General features: G+C 42.2%; 26 protein-coding genes. 10 read left to right on the plus strand and 16 right to left on the minus strand.

Annotated elements, in window-relative coordinates:
- Nucleotides 1-24 precede the first annotated feature (24 nt).
- Entirely contained in the window at nt 25-735 is a 711-nt protein-coding gene (locus DIU38_RS00635; RefSeq protein WP_112657775.1) for a hypothetical protein, read from the minus strand.
- A gap of 212 nt (nt 736-947) precedes the next feature.
- Between DIU38_RS00635 and DIU38_RS00640 the strand changes: the two genes are divergently transcribed.
- From DIU38_RS00640 to DIU38_RS00650, 3 genes are all read left to right on the plus strand, one after another.
- Nucleotides 948-2,177 carry an NADP-dependent isocitrate dehydrogenase gene (locus tag DIU38_RS00640; RefSeq protein ID WP_090529643.1) on the plus strand — a complete coding sequence of 410 codons (1,230 nt, stop codon included), beginning with the start codon at nt 948-950 and terminating at the stop codon, nt 2,175-2,177.
- Nucleotides 2,178-2,313: 136 nt separating this feature from the next.
- Nucleotides 2,314-3,294: a type I phosphomannose isomerase catalytic subunit gene (locus DIU38_RS00645; RefSeq protein ID WP_112657777.1), complete on the plus strand. Its 981-nt coding sequence runs from the start codon at nt 2,314-2,316 to the stop codon at nt 3,292-3,294.
- 25 nt (nt 3,295-3,319) lie between these two features.
- Entirely contained in the window at nt 3,320-3,790 is a 471-nt protein-coding gene (locus DIU38_RS00650; RefSeq protein ID WP_112657779.1) for a hypothetical protein, read from the plus strand.
- A gap of 56 nt (nt 3,791-3,846) precedes the next feature.
- Here the strand turns inward: DIU38_RS00650 and DIU38_RS00655 are convergent, their stop codons facing one another.
- From DIU38_RS00655 to DIU38_RS00680, 6 genes are all read right to left on the minus strand, one after another.
- On the minus strand, nt 3,847-4,251 hold the full coding sequence (locus DIU38_RS00655; protein WP_112657781.1) for a response regulator: 405 nt from the start codon (nt 4,249-4,251) through the stop codon (nt 3,847-3,849).
- Nucleotides 4,252-4,267: 16 nt separating this feature from the next.
- The gene (locus tag DIU38_RS00660) at nt 4,268-5,581 is read right to left on the minus strand and encodes a sensor histidine kinase (protein WP_167516052.1); all 1,314 of its coding nucleotides are present in this window, start codon (nt 5,579-5,581) and stop codon (nt 4,268-4,270) included.
- Nucleotides 5,582-6,190: 609 nt separating this feature from the next.
- A complete protein-coding gene (locus tag DIU38_RS00665) occupies nt 6,191-6,847 on the minus strand; it encodes a DNA alkylation repair protein (protein WP_112657785.1) in 657 nt (218 codons plus the stop codon).
- Nucleotides 6,848-7,318 (minus strand): YciI family protein, encoded by a 471-nt coding sequence (locus tag DIU38_RS00670; protein ID WP_112657787.1) that lies wholly within the window; start codon nt 7,316-7,318, stop codon nt 6,848-6,850.
- A 127-nt stretch (nt 7,319-7,445) separates the two neighbouring features.
- Nucleotides 7,446-8,570, minus strand: a complete 1,125-nt coding sequence (gene hppD / locus DIU38_RS00675; protein WP_112657789.1) for a 4-hydroxyphenylpyruvate dioxygenase — start codon at nt 8,568-8,570, stop codon at nt 7,446-7,448.
- Between the two features lie 119 nt (nt 8,571-8,689).
- Nucleotides 8,690-9,847, minus strand: coding sequence for a homogentisate 1,2-dioxygenase (locus DIU38_RS00680; protein ID WP_112657791.1), 1,158 nt, complete (start codon nt 9,845-9,847; stop codon nt 8,690-8,692).
- Nucleotides 9,848-10,465: 618 nt separating this feature from the next.
- On the opposite strand from DIU38_RS00680, the gene DIU38_RS00685 reads away from it, so the two are divergent.
- Nucleotides 10,466-11,461, plus strand: coding sequence for a fumarylacetoacetate hydrolase family protein (locus DIU38_RS00685; protein WP_112657793.1), 996 nt, complete (start codon nt 10,466-10,468; stop codon nt 11,459-11,461).
- 131 nt (nt 11,462-11,592) lie between these two features.
- Nucleotides 11,593-12,483 (plus strand): flavin reductase family protein, encoded by an 891-nt coding sequence (locus DIU38_RS00690; protein ID WP_112657795.1) that lies wholly within the window; start codon nt 11,593-11,595, stop codon nt 12,481-12,483.
- Nucleotides 12,484-12,527: 44 nt separating this feature from the next.
- Here the strand turns inward: DIU38_RS00690 and DIU38_RS00695 are convergent, their stop codons facing one another.
- The 6 genes from DIU38_RS00695 to DIU38_RS00720 all read right to left on the minus strand — a co-directional run bounded on the left by DIU38_RS00695 (nt 12,528) and on the right by DIU38_RS00720 (nt 17,890).
- On the minus strand, nt 12,528-13,571 hold the full coding sequence (locus tag DIU38_RS00695) for a ligand-binding sensor domain-containing protein (protein ID WP_112657797.1): 1,044 nt from the start codon (nt 13,569-13,571) through the stop codon (nt 12,528-12,530).
- A gap of 371 nt (nt 13,572-13,942) precedes the next feature.
- Complete coding sequence (locus DIU38_RS00700; protein ID WP_112657799.1) at nt 13,943-14,641, minus strand: L,D-transpeptidase family protein; 699 nt, start codon at nt 14,639-14,641, stop codon at nt 13,943-13,945.
- A 217-nt stretch (nt 14,642-14,858) separates the two neighbouring features.
- The gene (locus DIU38_RS00705; protein WP_112657801.1) at nt 14,859-15,605 is read right to left on the minus strand and encodes a LytR/AlgR family response regulator transcription factor; all 747 of its coding nucleotides are present in this window, start codon (nt 15,603-15,605) and stop codon (nt 14,859-14,861) included.
- Complete coding sequence (locus DIU38_RS00710; RefSeq protein WP_243770595.1) at nt 15,602-16,636, minus strand: sensor histidine kinase; 1,035 nt, start codon at nt 16,634-16,636, stop codon at nt 15,602-15,604. The genes DIU38_RS00705 and DIU38_RS00710 overlap by 4 nt, the downstream gene beginning before the upstream one ends.
- 27 nt (nt 16,637-16,663) lie before the next feature.
- Entirely contained in the window at nt 16,664-16,999 is a 336-nt protein-coding gene (locus tag DIU38_RS00715; protein WP_112657803.1) for a DUF4288 domain-containing protein, read from the minus strand.
- Between the two features lie 36 nt (nt 17,000-17,035).
- On the minus strand, nt 17,036-17,890 hold the full coding sequence (locus DIU38_RS00720; protein ID WP_112657805.1) for a LiaF transmembrane domain-containing protein: 855 nt from the start codon (nt 17,888-17,890) through the stop codon (nt 17,036-17,038).
- Nucleotides 17,891-17,940: 50 nt separating this feature from the next.
- Between DIU38_RS00720 and DIU38_RS32865 the strand changes: the two genes are divergently transcribed.
- From DIU38_RS32865 to DIU38_RS00730, 3 genes are all read left to right on the plus strand, one after another.
- A complete protein-coding gene (locus tag DIU38_RS32865; protein WP_167516053.1) occupies nt 17,941-18,078 on the plus strand; it encodes a hypothetical protein in 138 nt (45 codons plus the stop codon).
- 92 nt (nt 18,079-18,170) lie between these two features.
- Nucleotides 18,171-19,310: a hypothetical protein gene (locus DIU38_RS00725; RefSeq protein WP_149354007.1), complete on the plus strand. Its 1,140-nt coding sequence runs from the start codon at nt 18,171-18,173 to the stop codon at nt 19,308-19,310.
- A gap of 36 nt (nt 19,311-19,346) precedes the next feature.
- Nucleotides 19,347-19,730, plus strand: a complete 384-nt coding sequence (locus tag DIU38_RS00730; protein WP_112657809.1) for a hypothetical protein — start codon at nt 19,347-19,349, stop codon at nt 19,728-19,730.
- A gap of 86 nt (nt 19,731-19,816) precedes the next feature.
- Here the strand turns inward: DIU38_RS00730 and DIU38_RS00735 are convergent, their stop codons facing one another.
- Nucleotides 19,817-20,224, minus strand: coding sequence for a LiaF transmembrane domain-containing protein (locus tag DIU38_RS00735; RefSeq protein WP_090528441.1), 408 nt, complete (start codon nt 20,222-20,224; stop codon nt 19,817-19,819).
- Nucleotides 20,225-20,238: 14 nt separating this feature from the next.
- On the opposite strand from DIU38_RS00735, the gene DIU38_RS00740 reads away from it, so the two are divergent.
- Nucleotides 20,239-20,418 carry a hypothetical protein gene (locus tag DIU38_RS00740; RefSeq protein ID WP_112657811.1) on the plus strand — a complete coding sequence of 60 codons (180 nt, stop codon included), beginning with the start codon at nt 20,239-20,241 and terminating at the stop codon, nt 20,416-20,418.
- A 188-nt stretch (nt 20,419-20,606) separates the two neighbouring features.
- Here DIU38_RS00740 and DIU38_RS00745 read toward each other — a convergent pair whose 3' ends face one another.
- Nucleotides 20,607-21,662 (minus strand): agmatine deiminase family protein, encoded by a 1,056-nt coding sequence (locus DIU38_RS00745; RefSeq protein WP_112657813.1) that lies wholly within the window; start codon nt 21,660-21,662, stop codon nt 20,607-20,609.
- Nucleotides 21,663-21,792: 130 nt separating this feature from the next.
- Nucleotides 21,793-22,662, minus strand: coding sequence for a carbon-nitrogen hydrolase (locus DIU38_RS00750; protein WP_112657815.1), 870 nt, complete (start codon nt 22,660-22,662; stop codon nt 21,793-21,795).
- A gap of 255 nt (nt 22,663-22,917) precedes the next feature.
- On the opposite strand from DIU38_RS00750, the gene DIU38_RS00755 reads away from it, so the two are divergent.
- Nucleotides 22,918-23,877 (plus strand): lysylphosphatidylglycerol synthase transmembrane domain-containing protein, encoded by a 960-nt coding sequence (locus DIU38_RS00755; protein WP_112657817.1) that lies wholly within the window; start codon nt 22,918-22,920, stop codon nt 23,875-23,877.
- Nucleotide 23,878: the final 1 nt, after the last annotated feature.

Here is a 23,878-nt window from a genome sequence, read left to right on the forward strand (position 1 = left end):
AATCAAAAAAGATTTAGCCTAAGCTTAATAATGGATCTGTTTCCGGTAAGATGTAACACCACCAATGGCAAATTTAAAACCTAAAGTAACCTGCGAATACGCGTCGTTATGAGCGCCGGCAACGTAGGCGTCCAGATTATCGCCCATAATAAAATTGTATTGGTAACCCAGGTCAATTTTAACTGCAGGCTGGTTGTAACTGTTAAACAGCTTAAACTCATAACCCAGCCTTAGTGGTATAAATATTTCATTTGTTTTGCGTTCGTATGGTAATTCCAGGCCCTGCTCTAATAAAAGCGCATCTTGTGTTCTGTCTACAACATTATTATTAATGTATCCTAAGCCCGATGACAGGTAAAGGTTTTTAAAAGCATTGGCTACAGCACTTCTCGAGTAGTCAATTAATTCGCCTGCCTGTACCTGCACCCTGAAAGAGTAAGCACTGAAATGGTTTTCAAATTGCCTTTGTGTACTTGTAGCCGGCGAACCGCCTTTTAAACGGCCTACCTCCACATTAAATACATAATTTACAAACGGGCTTTGATTGTAAGTAAAGTTAAGATTTATGGAAGGTGTTGTTTTTAGGGTTTGCACATCGGTAGAACTGGCCTGGTTGATGCCCGCGGCAAAGCCAACGTCATATTGTGCATAATCAAAGCCTATTTGGGCTTTAGCTAAAAAAGATACAGAACACAGCAGGATTATAATGGAGGCTTTTAGTATGGATTTTATCATAAATAAACGGCAGCACCTGTATAAAAGGAGCTTGTTTTATGGTAAGCGTTTTATTTTATAAAAATAGCACCAAAGTTTATAAAAACAACAATGCCGGTACTAATAATTGTCATTATAACGAAATCTATAATTTTTCATTGCGTTATTTGATAAAATTGATAAAGTCAATTTTATATATTTGGGCCGTTTGTATAACAAAAACCACATCAGGCATGTCAAAAATAAAAGTAGAGAATCCGGTAGTTGAACTGGATGGCGATGAAATGACCCGAATAATCTGGAAATTCATTAAAGACAAATTGATTACCCCGTACCTTGATCTTGATATTAAATATTACGATCTGGGTATAGAGTACCGCGACCAAACCGACGACCAGGTAACTATTGACGCAGCTAACGCAATTAAACAATACGGCGTTGGTATTAAATGTGCTACTATTACTCCCGACGAAGCAAGGGTGAAAGAGTTTGGGTTAAAACAAATGTGGAAATCGCCAAACGGTACTATCCGTAACATATTGGACGGCACTGTTTTTCGTGAGCCTATTGTTATGTCCAATGTACCCCGCCTGGTACCTAACTGGACAGCACCTATCTGCATTGGCCGTCACGCGTTTGGCGACCAGTACCGTGCTACCGATTTCTTAACCAAAGGCAAAGGTAAATTAACCGTTAAGTTTACTCCTGAAGATGGCGGCCCCGAGCAATCATACGAGGTATTTAACTTTAAAGGTGATGGTGTTGCATTAACGATGTACAATACCGATGAGTCTATCAAAGGATTTGCGCATGCCTGCTTTAACCAGGCTTTAATGAAAGGCTGGCCTTTGTACCTTTCAACCAAAAATACCATTCTTAAAAAATATGATGGCCGCTTCAAAGATATTTTTGAAGAGATCTATCAAAATGATTACAAACAAAAGTTTGAAGCAGCCGGTATAACGTATGAGCACCGCTTAATTGACGACATGGTTGCATCGGCCCTTAAATGGAACGGTAACTTTGTTTGGGCTTGTAAAAACTATGATGGCGACGTACAGTCAGATACTGTAGCACAAGGTTTTGGTTCATTAGGTTTAATGACTTCAACCCTGGTTACTCCTGATGGTACTGTAATGGAAGCTGAAGCTGCCCATGGTACTGTAACCCGTCACTATCGTGATCACCAGGCCGGTAAGCCAACCTCGACAAATCCAATTGCATCTATTTTTGCTTGGACAAGAGGTTTGGAATTCCGTGGCATATTGGATAAGAACACAGAATTGATCAATTTCTGCAAGGCTTTGGAAGAAGTTTGTATTGAAACCGTTGAAAGCGGCAAAATGACCAAAGATTTGGCCATCACCATTAAACCAAAAGTGGAGCATGGTACCGATTACCTGTACACCGAAGAGTTTTTGGCTGCAATTGACGAAAACCTGAAAAAACGCTTAGGTAAATAATTGCCAGCGATTTAAATAAGAGAAAGCTCATACATTATAGTATGGGCTTTTTTGTTGCAATAAGGTGAGTAAACCAATTTAGCATTTTCAATTTTCTATTTAACTCCTAACTTAGCGGGCAAAAATACATAACACTATGTCGGCATTATATCCATTAAAATTTGAAACCATATATAAAGACAAGATATGGGGCGGTCAAAAAATAAAAACCTATTTGCATAAAGATTTTGGCAGCCTGCCCAACTGCGGCGAAACCTGGGAAATATCAGGCGTAAAATCTGATGTTTCGGTTGTAGCTTCGGGCGCTTTAGAAGGTGAATCACTGGCCGACTTGTTAGAGCAATACAAAGATGAGCTGGTTGGTAAAAAGGTTTATGATCACTTTGGCAACATCTTCCCGTTATTGGTGAAATTTATTGATGCCAATGATGATCTTTCAGTACAGGTACACCCCGATGACAAGTTGGCCAAAGTACGCCATAACTCATTTGGTAAAACCGAAATGTGGTATATCATTGAAGCCGATCCGGGTTCGACACTGATTACCGGTTTTAACCAGGAAATGACCGAGCAAAAATATGTTGATGCTTTAAACAGCGGTCATATCATGGATATCCTTAACAAAGAGGATGCATTAGCTGATGATGTTTTCTTTTTACCCGCAGGCAGGGTGCATACTATTGGCAAAGGTTTATTGATTGCCGAAATTCAGCAAACATCTGATATTACTTACCGTATTTACGATTTTGACCGTGTTGATGATAAAGGCAATAAACGCGAGTTACATACCGAAGAAGCTCTTGCCGCTATTGATTACAAGCATTATCCCGAATATAAAACCCAATACGAACCTAAAAAGAACGAGACTGTAAAACTGGTTACCTGCCCTTATTTTACTACCAATGTGCTCGATTTTGACGAAAGTACATCGAAAGACTATTCGGCACTTGATTCATTTGTGATCCATGTTTGTGTTGAAGGCGGTTATACTGTAAAATATAACAACCAGGCATACGCGGTTAAAATGGGCGAATGTATTCTTTTACCGAAAAGCATCGATAAAGTTGAGTTGGAAACAACAGGCGGCTTTAAAATACTGGAAAGCTATATTGAATAATAGCATACGGTTGTTTCCTGTGTTTATGAAAAAACAAATATATTTTTTAAGCCTGGCCACAGTAGCATTACTTGCGGGTAATGCCTGCAAAAAAGAAAAGGGTGAACCTGTAAATGCTTATGCAGGTAAGTATTCGCTGATATCAGAAACGAATATAAACATCACCACCGGTCACTCAGATACCTATACAAACGCTGTATCTCCATGCATAAGTGATAACCAAACTAACCTGAAAGGTGATGGCACATGGACAGCCGCTTACGTAGGCGCTGAAGATTGTTATGTTTCAAGGACTGATAATAGTTACACTATTATTGGGCAAAAGGGGGCATCTGCTTCAGGTTCCTGGGTGCAAAGCGGTAACCGGATAAAGTTTACTTTGTCCAATAAATCTGTTTCATACGGCGTGGTGAGCAATGTAGGCGGAAAAGTTCAGCTTACATTTAAAGATACCTCCCAATACTTTATTTCTACTTCGGTATTAATGAAGCAATAATAAATACGGAGCCTTTTAGGTTCCGTATTTATTTTTTCTTGCTCGGTGACTTATAGTTAAACGTTGTTAAAAACCTCTTTTAAATGATTTATTCTTACAGGTTTGAACAGATAGTCAGAAACCTCAGAAATATTTTTAGCCCGATAGATATCGTTAAGATCAACTGACGAGCTCACGATATAAATAGCGATCTTTTTCCCCGTTTGGGGCTTTATTTTCGCAAATTCATGCATAAACTCCCAACCATCCATAACCGGCATATTAATATCCAGTAATATTACATCGGGTAGGTTATGATCTTCGTTTGCTTTTTTCAATGCGTAAATGGCTTCTTCTCCATTTACAAAATGGCTTAATTGGGTATTCAGCTCCTTTATGCTTATTAATTTTTTTAGGCCGTAAACGTAAATACTGTCATCATCCACAATCCAGGTGTTAGCCGGACTTCGCTCTGCAATCATCTCTTGGTAATTTTAATTATACCAATCTGATAGTAAATTTTGTGCCAACGTTTACTGTACTGTCAACTTTAATGCTTCCGCCTAATGCTTCAATCTGGTTACGGGTTATAAATAAGCCAATGCCTTTGGCATCCGTATTTTGATGAAATGTTTTATACATGCCAAAAATCTTATCGCCATAACGGTTAAGATCGATACCAATGCCGTTATCTTCAAAAATGAGATAAATATGTTTCCCTTCTGTAAAGGTATAGCATTTTATAACGGGCTGCCTGTCGGGGTGACTGTATTTTAAAGAGTTGGTAAGCAGGTTTTGTAAAATACTTTCCATGTAAGCCGGTATATAACTGATCTCGCGGCATTGCGTAAAGTCACTCTCTACGTGGGCGTTTATGGTCTCAATATTATTTTTTAGTGCCGAGCAAATGTTTTTGAACATCGGCTCCAACTCAACCATCTTCCGCTCTTTGGTAATTTCAGTTTGAATCTTAACTATTTCGTTGATGTGTTCGATGGTCAGATCCAGGCTGTCACTGATGGTTTTAATATGCGAAAAGATCTCCTCCCGTTCTTCAGTTGTTTCGGTTTGTTCAAACAGGTTTACCATAAATTGAAGGTTGCCCGTATGCGAACGAAGATTATGTGAAACAATGTACGCGAAGTTTTGCAGGCGGCGGTTTTGGTCGGTCAGTAAATTTATCGACTGTTCAAGTTTCAGCAACTTTCTTTTTTCGCTGTCGATATCCTGAATAACCCCTTTAACAGATGTGCATTTGCCCAGGTGATCAATCACTGGTACAGCCTTTACTTTTAACCATAACATATTGTTTTTGGCCGAACGTAAAAGCAATTCAATATCAAAAGGCCTGCTATCTTCAACGGTATGGTTAATAGCATTTTGTAAAACAGGCCGGTACGGAGGCTCAAAAAAACTAATAAACTCTTCAACGCTCAGTTTTAAATGATTTTGAAGATCAAATAAGTCATATACCTGTTTTGACAGCACAATGGTATTGAGGTTTTGAGGGTCAATTTCCCAGATGCCTAAGCGTGCTGTTTTAAAGGCATCATCATTGGTGATTTGGTTATTTGCTGATAATAAGTAGTCTTGTTTGTAACGGTTGATGTTTATAAGCGAGCCGTAAACCATACAGCCATGCTCATCGTCCAGTTTCCTGATAGCGGTTTCAAACCACTGGTACCCGTTTTTTTTTGTTAAAAAACGTAATTGAAGCGACGGTGTGTCTTCCGTTATCCTGTTGTTAATGGCGTTGAAAAAAAAACGGTTTATCGCTGTGGTAAAGCAGATGTTCAAAAAAAGTATAAGCATCACATTCAATTTCATTCACTTGATAGCCTAACAGTGTATAGAAGCCCGTTGACCATTTTACTTCCCTTGTATTGAAATTGTATTTCCAGATCCCCGTATCCAGATCATTGATCAAAGGGTAAGATGTACATCATCGCCGGAAAGTTTACCCTTTTCAAAAAAACTCATATCAACAATCTGTTCACTAATTCAATTTGTTTTTGACACGTGCATATGATTAAAACGTGTGCCATGATTTGAACTTTTTATAATTTATAACCATTAGTTGTGTGTCGTGGCTTCTTCTCAATCATTATTCCACATTTGCCCGGCTTCAAATATAATATTTTTGATACTTTATAATGTATTCTTTTACTGGTATTTACGGTTTGGAGAATATTTGACTATATCTACTACTAATTGAAGTAATATTTTACAAAAATATGCTCAGACTCTATTTTTTGTGTTGAAAAATGAAGGTATTCTTCATGAAATTGTTTGATGTAATTTAATTGTAAAAAATAGCGGGTACTAAGTTAATAAATATGGGTGAACTATTATTGGTTATTATAATGTCCTATTTTACAGGCAATTTGCCGGAGTTTAACTTTGTAGAAAAATATTAAATCATTATTTGCTTATTAGTTCATGAAGCGCGTTTTTTGCAATCCATTTGGCTGATTTGCTGGGCTGGCCATAAATATTTTGTGCAGTGTTAATGGCTTTAACTTTTAATATATTATTCCGTTTGCCTATTTGGCGTAAAGCCCAGTTAATAGCTTTTTTAACATAGTTCCGGTCATCCCAGGCTTCCCGCTCCATAATAGGAAACAGGTTTGTAAATATTTCGTCGGGCGCCGTTTTATTATGAACTGCATATTCGGCCATTAAAACAAAACCGGCACGTTTTACAAATTCCTGCTCATGACTGCTATATTCAACAGCTTTATCAATGGCAAATGGGGTGCGGTCAAAAAGATTACCGCAAACCTGGTCGCAAATATCCCATGAATAAAAGTCGCCGGTCCAGCTGTCCATTAGTTCGGGGGTAACCTGTTTAGGATCGGCTATCATGGAGGCCAGTAACCGGGCTTCATGTATTTGTGTATCCCAAAGTGCCAAAGCCAGCTCATGATCTTTTTTAATGATCTTAGCCAGTTTGCGGATCTCCGGCAATTTTACCCCTAAAGCCCTCGAATTATCAATACCAAAACGGGCCATGCCTTTTAAGCACGCAGCATCAGCTTTTTTTTTAAGCTGTTCAAGTACAAATAGTACGTCATCCATTTAATTGGTCATGCTTTTCTTTTGGAGGGTATTGTGAATAGGCACTACCTGCATCAGCGCCGCGCTGCAATAAAAAGGGTGCAGCTCCATAACTAAAGTTCCTGCTTTGATGGCTGGATCGGTTTCGGTGAGTTTTTGGGCTTCTTCTACGGTTTCTACATTAAAAATAAAGATGCCACGTAAGGGTTGGTTATCCAGAAACGGACCGGCCACAACTAACTTACCCTCGGCAGCAAGCCGGCCAATATTTTTAAGGTGCGCCATTTGCAGCTGCATATTAGCCGCCGAATCTTTGAGTTGAGTTGGCCCTTCTTTTAAAAAGGCCATTACATACTTTTTCATGCCGTAATCATCAGCCCCAAGCTTTTTGGCCAGGACAGCATCGTAAACAGGTTTTGAAGTAGCAGTATTCTGAGCTAAGCAGTTAAAGCTTAATGCAACAGCGGCAATGATGAGTAAAGCTTTCTTCATAAAAGTAATTATTGATTATATCAAATATAAATAATGCTGGCAAATAAAAAGCCGGGCAACCGCCCGGCTCCAAATCATAATTTCAATATTAAAAATCCGAAATCTAAATTCCGAAATCCGATATCAATCAAAGATTTCCCCTTGCTTCCTGCTCACGTTCAATGGCCTCAAATAGGGCTTTAAAATTACCGGCACCGAATGATTTGGCACCCTTGCGCTGAATAATTTCAAAGAACAGGGTTGGCCGGTCTTCAACAGGCTTGGTGAAGATCTGCAGCAGATACCCTTCGTCATCACGATCGACCAATATACCTAAGCGTTTTAATGGCTCAAGGTCTTCATCAATGTGGCCAACGCGGTCGATCAGGTCATCATAATAGGTTGAAGGAACAGTTAAGAACTCAACGCCACGATTCTGCAGCTCGGTAACGGTGGCTACAATATCATGCGTTGCAAGGGCCAGGTGCTGTACACCTTCATCCTCATAAAATTCAAGGTATTCTTCAATCTGCGATTTCTTTTTACCCTCGGCAGGTTCATTGATCGGGAATTTTACATAGCCGTTCCCGTTGCTCATCACCTTACTCATCAAAGCCGAATATTCGGTCGAGATCATTTTATCATCAAAGGTGAGGATATTACGGAAGCCTAATACTTCCTCATAAAAATTAACCCATTCGTTCATTTTATGCCAGCCAACGTTGCCTACGCAATGGTCAACATATAGCAAACCGGTATCTGTCGGATTGTAATTATTTTCCAGCTTTTGATATCCCGGTAAAAACAAGCCTTTGTAGTTTTTACGTTCAATGAACATGTGCACCGTTTCGCCGTATAATTTAATGCCGCTGGTTCGTACTTCGCCGTTTTCATCAGTCAGGGTTTGCGGTTGCTGGTAAGGCTGGGCACCTCGTTTGGTGGTTTGCTCAAAGGCATCGTAGGCGTCGTCAACCCAAAGGGCCAATACTTTTACGCCATCGCCATGTTTTTTAACATGTTCGGCAATAGGGTGATCAGAGTGCAGGGGAGTGGTAAGCACAATCCTGATCTTACCCTGCTGCAAAACGTACGATGCCCTGTCGCGCACTCCGGTTTCGGGTCCGGCGTAAGCCAGGTTTTGAAACCCGAATGCACTTTTATAGTAATGGGCAGCCTGTTTGGCGTTGCCAACATAAAATTCTACATAATCGGTGCCGTTAAGGGGCAGGAAATCGGTTGTGGTTGGTTGTTTATCTAAAGTTTGAGTAGTCATTTTAATTGAATTAAATATGTCATTGCGAGGAGGAACGACGAAGCAATCGCATGCTATACAGGGCGAATACGCCTCCGTGCGATTGCCGCGCTACGCTTATAATGACATGGTATTAGTAGTTAATATTGCCAGCTTTTATAATAATTTTCATCCTCTATCCTGATGGCATCCTCCGTAAGCATCAGCGGCCTGAACGGATCGATCATCACCGCCAGCTCATCTGTTGATTCTTTGCCTATTGATTTTTCAACCGAGCCGGGGTGTGGGCCATGTGGGATGCCACCGGGGTGCAGGGTGATCTGCCCTTTTACCACGCTTTTGCGGCTCATGAAATCGCCATCTACATAATATAACACCTCGTCGCTGTCCACATTACTGTGGTTATAAGGTGCAGGGATAGATAACGGATGGTAATCAAACTTGCGGGGCACAAAGGAGCAGATCACGAAGTTGTTACCCTCAAAGGTTTGATGTACCGGTGGTGGCTGATGTAACCTGCCGGTTATGGGTTCAAAATCATGGATGGATAATGCCCATGGGTAATGGAAACCATCCCAGCCAATAAAATCAAAAGGATGGGTGCCATAGATATAAGGGTAAATGAGGCCTTGTTTTTTGATCAGGATCTTGAAATCGCCATGCTCATCATAAGTTTTCAGATCGGCCGGTAGTTTGATATCGCGCTCGCAATAAGGCGAATGCTCCATCAATTGCCCATACTGGTTGCGGTAACGCTTTGGCGGCCGGATAGGGCTAAAGCTTTCCACAATGAAAAGCCGGTTCGCCTTGCCGTCAAACTCCATCTGGTAAATGGTGCCGCGGGGGATCACCAAATAATCGCCGTATTGAAACTTGATATTACCAAAGCCTGTTTTTAAAGTGCCTGTGCCTTCGTGAATGAAAACTACCTCATCGGCCTGGCTGTTCTTATAAAAATAATCGGTCATGCTTTGGCGCGGCGCTGCCAGCGAAATATGCAGATCGCTGTTTACCAGTACCGGCTTGCGGCTTTGCAGGTAATCATCCTCGGGCTGGATATTGAAACCTATCAGACTGGTATGCTTCAGGTGTTTTTCGCGTGCTATTTTGGGCTCCACGCTGTAGGGGTCGCCAAGGGTTTTTACAATGGTGGGCGGGTAGGCATGGTACACCAGCGAGTAAAGGCTCGAAAAACCTTCGGTTGATACCAGCTCTTCGGCATATAAACTACCATCGGGCTTACGGAATTGCGTATGCCGCTTAGGCGGAATTGATCCTAAACTATGATATAGAGGCATGGCTTGTAATGTTAATTGGTTGTAAGGTTTTAATGTTGCAAGGTTTGTTTTTACCCGATTAAAACTTTATTATTTATTGAACAGAAGCAAATGAAGATGGTTTTGATGAAAGGAGTTTAATGGGCGTTGTTTAGACAGAATTACACGTGCGCGTGCTTAGCTTAAGGTAATACCCAACCTTGCTACATTAAAACCTTTCAACAAAAAACAGATGAATTAGTATTGCGCCAACACGATCTTGGCAAGCATAGCGTCTCTGAACGATGAGGCATCGCTCATGGAGGTTAACCCCAATGAAAACAGAAAATGCATTTGTATGCGTAACATGATACTAAGTTAGGGGGATTATATTTAGGATGCAAATTTAGGTGAGTGGTTGATTGCGGGGCATTTGAAAAGATATGTCATTATAAGCGTAGCGCGGCAATCTCGTAGCCGATGCTCAGCGGCATTGCATATTGCGCGGCATAACGACGAGATTGCCACGTCGCCCCAGATGCTTTTTCCCATGCCGCTCCTCGCAATGACATGATTTTTATAACTCAACTTAATCAACCATTCATCTAACAAACCCTCAACCAAAATCATTAGCTTTGATCATACCAATTAAGCTACTCTATGAAATTAGTATCCTATAAAACCGAAGACCGCGAACATCTTGGCGTTTTTGTTAATGGCCATATCTACAATTTAAACTCCTGCGATAAGCTGATCCCCGACAATATGAACGAGTTTTTATGGGGAGGCCCCGAACTGATGGAGCATGCTGCACGGGTTAACGAAGATATCCGTTCGGGAGAAATAGAGGCTAAAGAGGAACTGTTTTTTGAGCTGATGGCCCCGGTGCCGCACCCAACATCATGCCGCGATGGTTATGCGTTCCGTCAGCATGTGGCTTCGGCAAGGCGTAACCGTAAGCTGGATATGATACCCGAGTTTGATCAGTATCCTATATTTTATTTCACTAACCATAACGCTGTACAAGGCCCCGGCGAAATTGAATGTATGCCCGATCATTTTCAAAAGCTTGATTTTGAGCTGGAAGTTGCCGTTGTTCTCAATAAAAAAGGACGTAACATTACCGCCGCCGAAGCCGATAGCTTTATTGCCGGTTACATGATCATGAACGATATGAGCGCCCGCACCCTGCAAATGGAAGAAATGCTGCTGAACCTTGGCCCAGCAAAGGGTAAGGATTTTTCGACGGTGATTGGTCCCTGGCTGGTAACGCCCGACGAACTGGAGCAATATAAAGTACCTGCAAAACCTGGTCATACAGGGAATGCCTATAACCTGGAGATGAAATGCGTGGTGAATGGCAAACAGGTATCGGCAGGTAATATGGCCGATATGGACTGGACCTTTGCCGAGATCATTGAGCGAGCTGCCTATGGATGCGATGTTTTACCGGGCGATGTAATTGGCTCAGGAACGGTTGGTACAGGCTGTTTTCTTGAACTGAATGGCGCCGGCGTACTCAATAATGCCGATTATGAACCACAATGGCTGCAGCCGGGTGATCTGGTTGAAATGGAGGTTACCGGTTTAGGGATGCTGGGGAATATTATAGAAAAAGCGGATAGTAATTTTTCGATCTTGAAGTTGAAGAAGTAAGAAAATAAAAAAAAATGTCATTGCGAGCGAAGCGCGGCAATCTCGTAGCCAATGCATGTTCGTCGTGCATTGGCTACGAGATTGCCGCGTCGTTCCTCCTCGCAATGACATGAAATAATGATACAACCTCCATGCCCACCATCCACATATCCGATCTTTCTCCCGTTCAACTGCAAAGCTACCTGAATTTTGCAATAGCGCCCCGGCCTATTTGCCTGGCCTCAACGGTTGATAAAGCCGGGAATGTAAACCTGAGCCCTTTCAGTTACTTTAATATTTTCAGCGTTAATCCGCCCATTTGTATTTTTTCGCCATCGCGCCGGGTAAGGGACAATACCACCAAACACACGCTCGAAAATATCAGGGAAGTGCCCGAATGCGTGATCAATATTGTTAATTATGATATGGTGCAGCAAACCTCGCTCTCAAGCGTGGAATATCCGCAGGGCGTTAATGAGTTTATTAAATCGGGTTTAACACCTGTGCCATCGCAATTGGTAAAACCGCCACGCGTGGCCGAATCATATGTGCAAATGGAATGTGTAGTTAAGGAGGTTGTTGAATTGGGACAAGGCCATGGCGCCGGCAATCTTGTACTCGCCGAAATCAAGATGATGCACATTAATGATGCCGTTTTAGACGCGGATGGTAAAATAAACCAGGCCAAAATGGACCTGGTTGCCCGGCTTGGCGGCGACTGGTATTGCCGGGTTACTAAAGATAACCTGTTTAAAGTAGCCAAACCCAATACCAAACTGGGCATAGGTGTTGATGCTCTGCCTTATGCTATCCGCAACTCAAGGGTTCTTACGGGTAACAACCTCGGGCAATTGGGTAACCTCGAAGCTATACCCGGCGATGAAGCTATCGAAGCCTTTGCGCTTACCCCGGAGATAAAAGAAGTACTTGATGCCACCATCGGCGACAGCCGGACCCGTGAACTACAATTACATTTGAAAGCTAAGCAATTGCTTGAAAAAGAGCGGGTTGAAGAAGCTTTGATGGTGTTGCTGATGGAATGATAGTTGAATATGTATTCTTCTGCCGGTGTATGACGGATCATCAGCTACATCCCTTTAAAGTCTGTTATAGTGTTTCCATCATACCGGTACACTCCACCTACAGCACCAAACCAAATATTTCCTTTATCATCTTCTAAAATCCCAAAAACCATTGGCTTATTAGTTATTTCGGTTACTGATGGCTTTTTATCAGACAAGGATTTTTCATCGTAACGGGAAAGCGCCCAGGCCGCTGTATTAGCGCTAAAACCAGAAAGTACCCTGTTGGGGTTATCAGCGCTTTCTGAACTTGTCCAAATGTTTCCTTTTTTATCTTCGTAAACGTAACCCGCAAATTTCCGGGTGAAATTGGTAAATAACCTACCATCATAGCGCCACAGTCCATCACTGCCGGCGAGCCAGATATTGCCCTTTTTATCTTCCATTACAGAACGAACATTGGTAAACGGTTTACCATTACGGCTGAAAACGTTAAATATTTTACCGTCGTACACAAAGGTGTTGCCTCTTGTGGCAAACCAAAGCTTGCCCGTTCTGTCTTCAATAATTGAATTAACTTCATAAGGTGCCCTATCCGGAAATGTTTTCCCTGTTGGGTCTTCATTCATCCCATATCCGTTTATGATATAATTCCGAAATGATATTCCGTCATACCGGCTTGTTCCCCCCCGAACGCCGAACCAGATGCTGCCTTTTTTATCTTCATAAATACTTACAACATCATTATTGAGAAGGCCATCCTTTATTGTAAAATTGCGAAAGGATTTACCATCGTAACGGTAAGCACCTGAACCGATAGAGCCAAACCACAGGTTGCCTTTCTTATCTTCTAAAACAGAAAAAAAGCGGGCCGAAGTCACTTTACTTGTGATATTGGTAAAAGATTTCCCATCGTACCGAAAAATACCATCAAATGCAGCAATCCAAATGTTGCCTTTTTTATCTTGTATGATATTACGGGTGATACGGTTAGGTCCGGCGAAAGGGATTACGCTTTCGGCATGTTTTTGCTGGGCTTGTACAGGGAAATAAATTACTCCTGCCAGCAGAATAATCAGGCAGGACAAGACGTTTCTTTTCTTATTCATATCATATCAAAGTTGATCCAGCGAAATTACTTTGATACCTCTCCGTCAGAAGAACCAGGATTGTAAATAAAAATGTAAATTTTGTAAATAAAGTCTCCATGTTATGCCTGGTGGCCGAAGCCTCCTCCCCGGGGAGTGTAAATCCTTGTTCGGATTGAAATTAAGCGTGTGTTAACGCCAGAAGTGTTCGGAAGAAATAGAAAAAGCGAGATACCTGATCGTTGCAAGGCGTATAAACCCCTCCCCACCACGAAATCCAGCCGCACCCCTCCGAAGGGAGGGAATTAAAAATCTTTCGAATACTTCTTGTGATAACACCGATCACAAGCTAAATATTTGAGCCCCATCCGCGTAATCAAAAAAATCAACGGTTAATAAGCGTATTCCTTCCCTTTAAGATGATAATCAACTGGTAGCTGTCGTTTTTCAAATACTTCGTAAGCCGGTTTGAGGTTGCGCCAAAAGGCATCCTGTTTGTAAGCCGCATAGCGCTTTAAGTTTGCATCATCCATCCGGAAAGGGAAAATATCAACACGAACTTGCCTTTGGCCGGCTATAAACGCTTCGTAAACCAGGGTATAAATTTCTTCTATCCGTGCATCGGTCATGGCATAGCAACCTATAGAAGCACAATGCCCATGTACCATGATGGCGCTGCCGGTATAACCTTTAGCTTTATCAATGGCATTAGGATAGCCTACATTAATAGCCAGGTAATAGTTGCTTACCGGGTTAAGTTGTTTGGGTTCTATGGTATATAAGCCTTCCGGGCTTTTACCATCGCCGCTGCGGGTTTTGGTACCTAATCCGCCTGAATATGTGCATACGTCATAAGTTTTAAAGAGTTGGTATTTATTAGCCGATTTTACCCATACTTCAAGTACGCTGATGTCTTTGATAATACGGAGGTACACTGAGCCATAGGGGGCAAAGCCTTTATCTTTAAGTTCTTTCTGAAGTTTAGGCCATATTTTAAGACGTACATCGGTGGCCCGTTTGCTGTCGGGGATTTCGGTTTTGTGAAGTGCTAATAATAGAATCAGCAACAACAACGTAATTGGTTTAGGCATTGGTTAGGTTTTTAACTATGATTATAGTTAACGGGGTTTTCGGGAGGAAATTATGTGGGAGGGGAGATTTTTTGTTGGCTAAAAATGCAGGTTATAATGTCCATGTCATTGCGAGCGCAGCGCGGCAATCGCACGGATGCATAGCCGCTCTGTTTAGCATGCGATTGCTTCGTCGTCCCTCCTCGCAATGACATTTTTTTGTTATAAGCAGTTGGTTCTATATCCCCAACACCTGTTTCAACTTCACATACCCTGTTTTACTTACCGGGATTTTGGCGCCTGATTTCAGTATGGCCAGGTGTGCATCTTTTTCGTATGGGTCGATACGGGTGATTTGTTGTATGGCTACGATGTAGGAGCGATGAACACGAACAAAATAATTAGGATCAAGGGTTTGCTCAAAAAAGCTCATGGTTTTGTTTTTGAGGTACGAGCCTTCTTTGGTGATCACACTTACATAATCATCATCGGCCTGCAAATACTCAACATCGGCAACGGGGATGATCTTTACCTTGGTGCCGGTTTTAACCACAATGCGCTCATGCTGGGCGGGCGACTGGGTAGCGGCGGTTTCCAGCAATTCTTCCGTTTGTTTAGGGGCTGGTTTTGGGGTGGCCGAAGCCAGGAATTTTTCAACTGCCTTATTAAAGCGTTCTTTACTGAAGGGTTTTAATAAATAGTCAACCGCGTGGGCTTCAAAAGCTTTGATGGCGTATTCGTCAAATGCGGTGGCAAATATTACGGCAGGGGGCTGTTCAACCAGTTCCAACATTTCAAAGCCGGTAATTTTAGGCATCTGGATATCTAAAAAAACAAGGTCAGGCTGGTGCTGCTGAATGGCTTTGAGGCCTTCAAAACCATCGTTGCATTCCTGTATCAGTTCAATGTCTTTAAAATCAAGCAGGTATTCCCTTACAACCATGCGGGCTAAAGGTTCGTCATCAATAATTAAAGCTCGCTTCATAGTTGCGGTATTTTTATAATGGTTGTGTACAGATCATCGCTCGCATGGGTTTCCATTAAATCATTGCGGGCATACAGCAAATATAATCGCCGTTGCACTCCCCGCAAACCAAAACCTGTACCTTTTTTTGGTTTGGATGTTTGTGGATCGTACGGGTTCTGTACCATTAAGTTCAGGTAGCCATCCTCAATCTCGCCGCGAATGCTCACGGTAACTTCGCCAATGGTATCGTAAAGGCCAAATTTAATAGCGTTTTCAACCAAAGGCTGTAACAACATGGATGGTAATATTGCGCTTCCGCATTTGGGGTCGCAGCTTATTTCGGTTTGCAAACGGTGACCAAAGCGTACTTTTTCTATATCAAGATATAAATTAAGATGCGCCAATTCCTCGGTAAGGCTAACCTGTAACTGATCATCCTTTTTAAGCGTTCCGCGTAAAAAGTCGGATAACTGGTGGATCATCCTGCGGGCTTCGTCGGGCTTAAAACCAATAAGCGCGTTAATCGAGTTTAAGCTGTTGAACAGAAAGTGGGGTTGTAATTGCTGACGCAGGTTATAAAGCTCGGCCTCGCGGGCCAACTGCTCGGCTTCGGTTTTGCGTTTCAGGGTTTCTTTCTGGTCGAGTTGCGAAAACCAAAGCAAGCTGATCATGGCCATCCATCCGATGGCTAAAAAGTCGGTAAAAAAGCGGATGGTTAACGACTGGGCCAGGAAACCGGTGTAAATTGTGTCGCTGTTAATTAACGGTAACAGGTAACGGCAGCCGGCGGTGCAGATACCCGCGAGTGCAACGCACCAGATAAACAGGTTAATATAGCTGCCCTTACCCGGCTGGTAGTAGCGTAAGTTATTGTTGATAAGCCAGCAGGCACATGAAAGCAATACGGCGCTCAACAGGCCATCTGTTGCGGCGGTGAACCATAAAAAACCAAAACTATGAATGATGTAAGTTTGTAATGCAGCCCAAACCAGGCCGCATATTACAAATGCCGCGTATAGTTTTGATGTTTGTATTGATGGAACTTCCAAAACGGTTGCTTTCTGTGGTTTTAAGGTTTAATTTCTGACGCCCAATAAGGCCGACTTATGATGCGCCCAGGCAATGTACAGGTCGGCATCGGGTGTTTCGTGTATGTTGTAATACAATTCGGCGCCGTCGGTAAGTTCGCCAAGCTGGTTAAGTTCGGCTACATCAATAAATTGCCATTTAACGGTTTGCTTTTCAATATTCTTGAAGCTATCCTGGTTGGCGTGACCTATCCGGTTAGCTTTTTCATAAGCCACCAGTTCATTATCTGCGCTGATCAATCTTAATTGCTCATCAAATTGCGCCTGATGGTCGCCATCCCCGCTTATCACCCTGAAAACTAATTTTGCTACGTACCAGTTCATGTTTTTATGCTTTTCGTAATTAGCTGCCTTGATTAATTAATAACTGCGGATATCCACCCCCGCGAATATGGATACGCCTTTAAGTACCAGCACCTTCTCGCTGCCTACACTTGCGGTGCTCCTGATGCGTTTATCATCAACACTGGCAAAAACCGCTGCCAGGTCAGATACTACCTGCCAGTTTGATGGCACAATAATTTTGGTGCCGCCGAAGATCTGGGTAATGTCAATGATAATGCGGCCGTTAATATCTGCCTGGGTAAAATCAAGCTCGGCCCCGCCAAATATGTTTACGATATCGCCACCGCGGAACTGTTTGGAAAGAATGGTTTTGTTAACCCCGCCAAAGATGGATACGGTATCGATATAATCGTCGCCGGAGTATTTGGTGTTGTATTGCTGTTGTTTTTGAGCGTAGGGATCAACCGGGGGGATCTCGCTGCCTTCTTCTTTTACGGTGTAGTCAACAGTTTCGGCTTTTTCAAATTGGAAGGGCTCTTTTTTATCCCAGTTGGCCCATTTTTCTCCTTTGAAATCGTTTTTCCATTGCTGCGGATCAAAATGTTTGTTGCGCCTTAATATCAGCCACATACCAAATCCAATTACAGCTAAAGGGCCTACTATCCGATCGGAGTTGTTAATGTTTTGGGTGATCAGGAATACAGTACCTAAAGCAACCAGCAATACCCACGATGCTTTTTTGTAATTATGTTTAGCACCTACATATATGCCCCAGAAAATAAGCCATAAGGGCCACAGGGAAAGATGAGCGGGTATGAAAAAAATTCGGAATTGCTGAAGCAGCAATATGCCGCCTACAGCAAGTAAAATGATCCCGGCAACAGACTTGCCTTTGTTGGGATCTTTTGGATGTTCTATATCGTTGTTCATTGTATTATCTGCAAATTGAAATCATATCCAAAACTAAGGTAACATTATAGTTGAGCCAAACAAAAACTGGCGATGTATTTAAAGAAATCGGTGAAGGGGGATGTTTTGGCGGTGAAAAAGTTGCGGTTGATTTTTTATCATCCGGCAAAAATAAAAATTTGTATGTTGCGACGGTTTTTTATCTATAAATAACCATACTAAACTTTATCACTAAAATGAAACAGGACTTTAGCCCAATCCGCGGCACTATGTTTGAAAAGGAATACAACCTCAGTATTGGATGGAAAATATTTTTATACATCTTTATTGCGGCGATGACCATCGGGGGGCTTATCTGACTTATACTTCTATCGCCGATAAAAGTTGGTGGCTGTCGTTAATCGGTATTGCGCTGATAGCACTGGGTATTTATTGTTATCTCGAATTAAAAGCAAGTAAGATAATTATATCCAATAACGGTATAAAAAGAGTAGGATATTTTAGCAGCCGGGAACTGTTGACGAATGATATTAAAGGTTACGATACCGCCCAGGGTAAAAGGATAACAATACGGCCTGTCGATAAATCAAATAAAGCAATAGTTTTAAGCGATTACAGCTACTTTTCTGACCATCGCGAGATATTGGAATGGATATTGGCAAATTGTAAGGATCTTGATGCCGAACAGGAACGGATAGGAATTGAGGAGATCCAAAACGACGATAGTTACGGCTACACCGGCGAAGAACGGTTGGCCGAGTTAAAACGGTTAAAGCGATTTTGCTCGTACTTTAATTATGCCGGAGCAGCTGTGTGCTTTTGGGTGTTTATATATCCCCGGCCTTATGATTTTGCTGTTTTAACAGGCATTGTATGGCCTTTAGTAGTGATGTTTGTGTTTTATTCAAAGAGAGATGTGGTTACGCTTAACAGTGCCGATAAGAAGAAACAGGCTGTATATCCATCACTGAACACTGCACTTATACTGCCGCCGTTTGCGCTTTTGGTAAGAACTTTTGTTGATTTTAAATTAATGCATTTAACAGATGCACTTTTGTCTGCAGCCGTAATTATGGTTGTTTTAGGCGCAGCTTTTATTGGGATAATAATGAGCGCGAAGGAAAAAGCACGTGCCAACAGAACTACCTGGTTCAGCGCTGTGATGTTTGTTCTGTTATATGGTTTTACAGCACCTATCCTGATCAATTGTAATTTTGATTACGCCGAACCAAAAGTGTACACAGCACGGGTGCTTAACCAAAGGGTATTGACGGGGAAACATACTTCATATGAATTAACACTAAGCAAATGGGGACCGAAAGAAAGCGAAGAAACCGAAGTATCCAAATCGCTTTATTACCAGGTCAAAGTTGGTGATACTGTATACATAAATCTAAAGCCCGGACTTTTTAAAATGCCATGGTTTTATGTCAGTAAATAAGTTGGTAAATTAAGGGCTCAAATCCGGTCAAACTCGATGAAAATACTGGCGTTATCAGCAGGCATATTAATAGCAATATTATCTGTGCTTGGAATGCTGAATTGTAAAGCACAGTTGCAGATACAAAATGAAGGAAGCATTGTAAGAATGAAAATAATTGAGCTTCCGGGCGTGTGCAGTGGAACTAAAGCTAAGTACTTTATGAAAGTATTTTATGAAGGGGCGACATACTCAAAGCAGATAGGCGCAAATTTTTGTGAGACGCACCGGATAGGGAAAAATATAGAGATGAAGTATTTAAAAGGGAAAGATCAGATTCTTTTTCCTGAAGAAGATGTAATAGGTAATTTAATTGCCGCCACCGCAATATGCCTTTTGGGTATATTTATTATAATATACGCACTGAAAACACTGCAATAAGCTCTACTTGCCCGCGGTTTATATATAACAAAAAGCCGGGGCTTTTTAAAAATGCCCCGGCTTTGATATATGATGGATGATTGAGTTTAAGCTTCAGTTTTAGGCTGCTCAAAGTCGAAATGTTGTTTAGCTTTTTCGTTCTTTTCCCAAAAGTCCCGGTCGGTTTGTTTGGCCGGTTTGATGGCTATCCAGGTGCCAAGCAGCATCAATGCAATTGGCCAGGTTATACGGTCGGCGTTATAAACGTTATCATTTACCAGGAATATGATGCCTAACAGTATCATAAAGATCCATGATGGTTTTTTGAAGTCATGTTTGGCACCCATATAAGCGCCCCATGCTATGAACCACATTGGCCAGCTAAAAAGCCAGTCGGGAATTAGGAAGGCATTGAGCTGATCTATCAGAAATAAACCACCGGCTGCCAGTAAAATTATTCCTAACATGATTTTGCCATTTCTTTTGTTTTCGGTGTTTATTATATCGTTGTTCATCGCTTTAAGTTTTAATGTTACCCAAATCTATAGCAACAGGGCAGGCTGAGCAATCAATTGTTGGCGATGTAAGGGGAGATGTCGGTAAAGTAGGGGATAAAGGCGGTGAAAAAGAAGCGGAGCGGCAAGAGCCAGGAAGTCAAGAGTCAAGATATAGAAAGCAGCAAGAGGTCAAGATGAAAGAAACAAGATAAGAAGAATGAGATTAGCTTTGATAAAATCGAATTGTTATTTCTGACGAACAGGTGGGGGAAGTGTAATGGCGTGAGGAGAACTTATAAGCCCTGCTATTAAACTATATACTGCGCTTTGCAGGCCGTATGACAACCTTTTTAATCTAAAAGCCCTCCCCGCCAACTGGCTGGGAGGGCTTTTAGTGCTGTTATTCCGGTTCTTGCTGGCTCAGGCAGTGGAAACTGCCGAGGCCCCAGATAATGTCGGTGCTGTCAATGCCAACAACTTTACGGTCGGGGAAGCATTGGGTAAGTATGTCAAGCGCTTTATCGTCATTCTTTGAACGGTATGTAGGCACAATCACGGCCGAGTTGGCTATATAAAAATTAGCGTAAGAGGCAGGTAAGCGGGTGTCTTCATAAATTACAGCATCAGGCATTGGCAACTCAACAATGTTAAGTTGTTTGCCGGTAAGCAGGCGCATGGTTTTCAGCGTTTCAAGGTTTTCCTGAAGGATGTGGTAATTCTCATCGTTCTTATCTTCCTCCACAACGGTAACTACGGTATCCTCATTTACAAAGCGGGTGATATCGTCGATATGTCCGTCGGTATCATCACCTACAATGCCATCACCCAGCCAAAGGATCTGTTCTGCGCCATAATAATTTTGCAGGTAGCTCTCAATTTGTTGCTGGTTAAGCTCCGGGTTCCGGTTTTTGTTGAGCAGGCAGGCTGTGGTAGTTAATATAGTGCCTTTGCCGTTAAAGTCGACCGAGCCGCCTTCCATTACAATGCCGGGATTAAATACCGGCAAACCAAAGTGGTTACCAATTTTGGTAGGGATCACGTCATCCAGGTCAAATGGAGGGTATTTGCCGCCCCAGGCGTTATAGCCCCAGTCAACAATGGCTTTTTGTTTAGTAGCAGGGTTGATCAAAAACGCCGGGCCGTGGTCGCGGCACCAGGCATCGTTGGTCGCAAATTCAAAGATCTCTATTTTGTTAAGATCAACCCCAGCGTTTTGCAGTTGGAAAATTACGGACGCTTTCATATCCTCGTTTACTACATTGATACGTACCAGTTCGCCTTCGGTAACTACCTTAATGAACTCTATATAAGGTGCGTAAATGGTATCGATCTTGCCTGGCCATGAAGCCTCTTTATGAGGCCAGCTAAGCCAGGTGGCGGTATGTTTAGCCCACTCGGCGGGAAAAGAAAAGCCTTGCGAGGCGGGGGTAAGTATAGTTGATATTTGTTGGCTCATAATTTGGTAATGCAAATGTAATAAACAGCATGTCATTGCGAGCGAAGCGCGGCAATCTCGTAGTTATGCCTATTCGCTAAGCATAGCTACGAAATCGCTTCGTGGTACCTCTTCGCAATGACATATGGGGTTAGTCCTCGTCAAGCAGGCGCTTGGTGATCGGCTGATATGAATCAATCCTTCTGTCGCGTAAAAACGGCCAGTGACTCCTATAGTAATCAGATTTATCCAGATCAAGTTCCTGTACTACAACTTCTTCATCGTCGTGTGAAGTTTGATGGATGATCGCGCCGAAAGGATTGGCAAAGAACGAACCTCCCCAGAATTTTACGCCGGCTTCTTCGCCTACACGGTTTACACTTACTACGTGTATGCCATTAGCTACCGCGTGCGAACGCTGAATGGTTTGCCATGCGTTGTATTGCTCAACGTTGGTGGCCTCGTCTTGTGTGGTAGCCCAGCCAATGGCGGTTGGGTAAAATAATATATCGGCGCCCATTAAGGCAGTAATACGTGCTGCTTCAGGATACCACTGGTCCCAGCAAATTAATACACCTACACGGGCAAATTTGGTGTTAAATACTTTGTAACCTAAATCGCCGGGAGTGAAGTAAAATTTTTCGTAAAAGCCCGGATCATCAGGAATATGCATTTTCCGATATTTGCCTAAATAGCTTCCGTCGGCATCAAGCACTGCTGTGGTGTTGTGGTAAACACCCTGAGCACGTTTTTCAAATAACGAAGCAATGATCACCACATTTAGCTCGGCAGCAACTTTTGAAAGCTCATCGGTTGATGGGCCGGGAATGGCTTCGGCCAGCTTAAAATTGTCGTAATTTTCTTCATCGCAAAAGTAAAGCGAGGTAAAAAGTTCCTGTAAACAAACTATTTGCGCGCCTTTAGCAGCCGCTTCCCTTACTTTAACAATTGCTTTCTGCAGGTTCTGCTCTTTATCAGCAGTACAGCTCATTTGTACTAAACCAACTTTTACTTTACTCATCTCCAAAAAATTTGCGCAAAAATAACACTTTGTTGTCAGGATTTTACCGATTTGATGTTATGATTACACAGCGTTGAATATTTGATTACAATGGCCATGGTTTAATTATTTGAGCTATGAATTATCCTGGTAAGAATGGCCCGTAATAATTAACTGATTTACTGGTTTTAATGTTTGTGAAAACAAAATGAAGAAAAATTGTTAATTGACTATCCCGTACATCCAAATAAAAAAATAACATAGCTTTGCAGCCGAATGACACAAACAGAAGACATCATTGACGAAGGTGCCGAACACAAAACCTGGAAAGGTAAGCTTTGGGGCGTTATAAAAGTAATCCTTATCATAGCAGTAACCGGGGGTTTGCTTTACTATGTATTCAGTAAGGTTCCGTTTGCGAAAATTAAATATCGCTTAATCCATGCCGACCGCGCCTGGTTAGCTGCCGCTATTGCCTGTTATATCGGGTCGATGTTTTTTTCATCATGGCGGTTATTAAGCTATTTCAAATCCATTGGTTTACGGTTAGACTGGCGCTTCAACCTGCGCCTGTATTTTCTTGGCTTGTGCTATAATGTGCTATTGCCAGGCGGTATCGGCGGCGATGGTTACAAAATTTATCTGCTGCACAAACGCTATCATTTGCCTACAAAAAAAGTGTTCTGGGCCATCCTGTTTGACAGGCTTAGCGGCTTTTGGGCCATAGGGGCCATTGTCGTTGGTTTGGTAATTTTAATACCAAGTTTCCCCTATCACCTGGCCTGGCCGCTTGGTATAGTATCGGTTGGTTCTGTGATCTATTACGCTGTAGCCCGCAAATTTTTTAAAGAATATACCTACAACTTTATACAGGCACATTTAAAAGCTATAGGTGTACAAAGCATGCAGTTGCTCGCCATTGTTTGCTTACTGCTTGCGCAGGACTTTAACGGTAAATTTGCTCCATATCTGCTGTCATTTCTTTTCTCATCTTTAGCTGCAATTATTCCGTTCAGTTTGGGAGGCGGAGGGGTCCGCGATGCATTGTTCCTTACACTGGCCCGTCAGTTTAACCTGGCCGAAGATATGGCAGTTTATTTGAGCTTGGGGTTTTACCTCATCTCAATTATCGTAGCTTTATTGGGAGTGTATTATGTATTAGCTCCTAAGCGGCTGGATGCCGGGCTTAAAAAAGGCGAAGAACCAAAATTGGAAAATCATCCAATAGGAGAATAAT

Origin of the sequence: Mucilaginibacter metallidurans, from assembly GCF_003286435.2 — a bacterium.
In the GTDB taxonomy this organism is placed as follows: Bacteria; Bacteroidota; Bacteroidia; order Sphingobacteriales; family Sphingobacteriaceae; genus Mucilaginibacter; species Mucilaginibacter gossypii.

What these genes read in the sequence shown, in the direction of transcription:
- DIU38_RS00640 (WP_090529643.1), top strand. Translation starts at nt 948, where the DNA reads ATGTCAAAAATAAAAGTAGAGAATCCGGTAGTTGAACTGGATGGCGAT.
- DIU38_RS00715 (WP_112657803.1), bottom strand. Translation starts at nt 16,999, where the DNA reads ATGAACTGGTACGTAGCAAAATTAGTTTTCAGGGTGATAAGCGGGGAT.
- DIU38_RS00670 (WP_112657787.1), bottom strand. Translation starts at nt 7,318, where the DNA reads ATGAAGAAAGCTTTACTCATCATTGCCGCTGTTGCATTAAGCTTTAAC.
- DIU38_RS00690 (WP_112657795.1), top strand. Translation starts at nt 11,593, where the DNA reads ATGCCCACCATCCACATATCCGATCTTTCTCCCGTTCAACTGCAAAGC.
- DIU38_RS00650 (WP_112657779.1), top strand. Translation starts at nt 3,320, where the DNA reads ATGAAAAAACAAATATATTTTTTAAGCCTGGCCACAGTAGCATTACTT.
- DIU38_RS00730 (WP_112657809.1), top strand. Translation starts at nt 19,347, where the DNA reads ATGAAAATACTGGCGTTATCAGCAGGCATATTAATAGCAATATTATCT.
- DIU38_RS00725 (WP_149354007.1), top strand. Translation starts at nt 18,171, where the DNA reads ATGGAAAATATTTTTATACATCTTTATTGCGGCGATGACCATCGGGGG.
- DIU38_RS00645 (WP_112657777.1), top strand. Translation starts at nt 2,314, where the DNA reads ATGTCGGCATTATATCCATTAAAATTTGAAACCATATATAAAGACAAG.
- DIU38_RS00740 (WP_112657811.1), top strand. Translation starts at nt 20,239, where the DNA reads ATGTTACCCAAATCTATAGCAACAGGGCAGGCTGAGCAATCAATTGTT.
- DIU38_RS00755 (WP_112657817.1), top strand. Translation starts at nt 22,918, where the DNA reads ATGACACAAACAGAAGACATCATTGACGAAGGTGCCGAACACAAAACC.
- DIU38_RS00655 (WP_112657781.1), bottom strand. Translation starts at nt 4,251, where the DNA reads ATGATTGCAGAGCGAAGTCCGGCTAACACCTGGATTGTGGATGATGAC.
- DIU38_RS00665 (WP_112657785.1), bottom strand. Translation starts at nt 6,847, where the DNA reads ATGGATGACGTACTATTTGTACTTGAACAGCTTAAAAAAAAAGCTGAT.
- DIU38_RS00700 (WP_112657799.1), bottom strand. Translation starts at nt 14,641, where the DNA reads ATGCCTAAACCAATTACGTTGTTGTTGCTGATTCTATTATTAGCACTT.
- DIU38_RS00705 (WP_112657801.1), bottom strand. Translation starts at nt 15,605, where the DNA reads ATGAAGCGAGCTTTAATTATTGATGACGAACCTTTAGCCCGCATGGTT.
- DIU38_RS00635 (WP_112657775.1), bottom strand. Translation starts at nt 735, where the DNA reads ATGATAAAATCCATACTAAAAGCCTCCATTATAATCCTGCTGTGTTCT.
- hppD (WP_112657789.1), bottom strand. Translation starts at nt 8,570, where the DNA reads ATGACTACTCAAACTTTAGATAAACAACCAACCACAACCGATTTCCTG.
- DIU38_RS00695 (WP_112657797.1), bottom strand. Translation starts at nt 13,571, where the DNA reads ATGAATAAGAAAAGAAACGTCTTGTCCTGCCTGATTATTCTGCTGGCA.
- DIU38_RS00750 (WP_112657815.1), bottom strand. Translation starts at nt 22,662, where the DNA reads ATGAGTAAAGTAAAAGTTGGTTTAGTACAAATGAGCTGTACTGCTGAT.
- DIU38_RS00660 (WP_167516052.1), bottom strand. Translation starts at nt 5,581, where the DNA reads ATGCTTATACTTTTTTTGAACATCTGCTTTACCACAGCGATAAACCGT.
- DIU38_RS00720 (WP_112657805.1), bottom strand. Translation starts at nt 17,890, where the DNA reads ATGAACAACGATATAGAACATCCAAAAGATCCCAACAAAGGCAAGTCT.
- DIU38_RS00685 (WP_112657793.1), top strand. Translation starts at nt 10,466, where the DNA reads ATGAAATTAGTATCCTATAAAACCGAAGACCGCGAACATCTTGGCGTT.
- DIU38_RS00745 (WP_112657813.1), bottom strand. Translation starts at nt 21,662, where the DNA reads ATGAGCCAACAAATATCAACTATACTTACCCCCGCCTCGCAAGGCTTT.
- DIU38_RS00680 (WP_112657791.1), bottom strand. Translation starts at nt 9,847, where the DNA reads ATGCCTCTATATCATAGTTTAGGATCAATTCCGCCTAAGCGGCATACG.
- DIU38_RS00735 (WP_090528441.1), bottom strand. Translation starts at nt 20,224, where the DNA reads ATGAACAACGATATAATAAACACCGAAAACAAAAGAAATGGCAAAATC.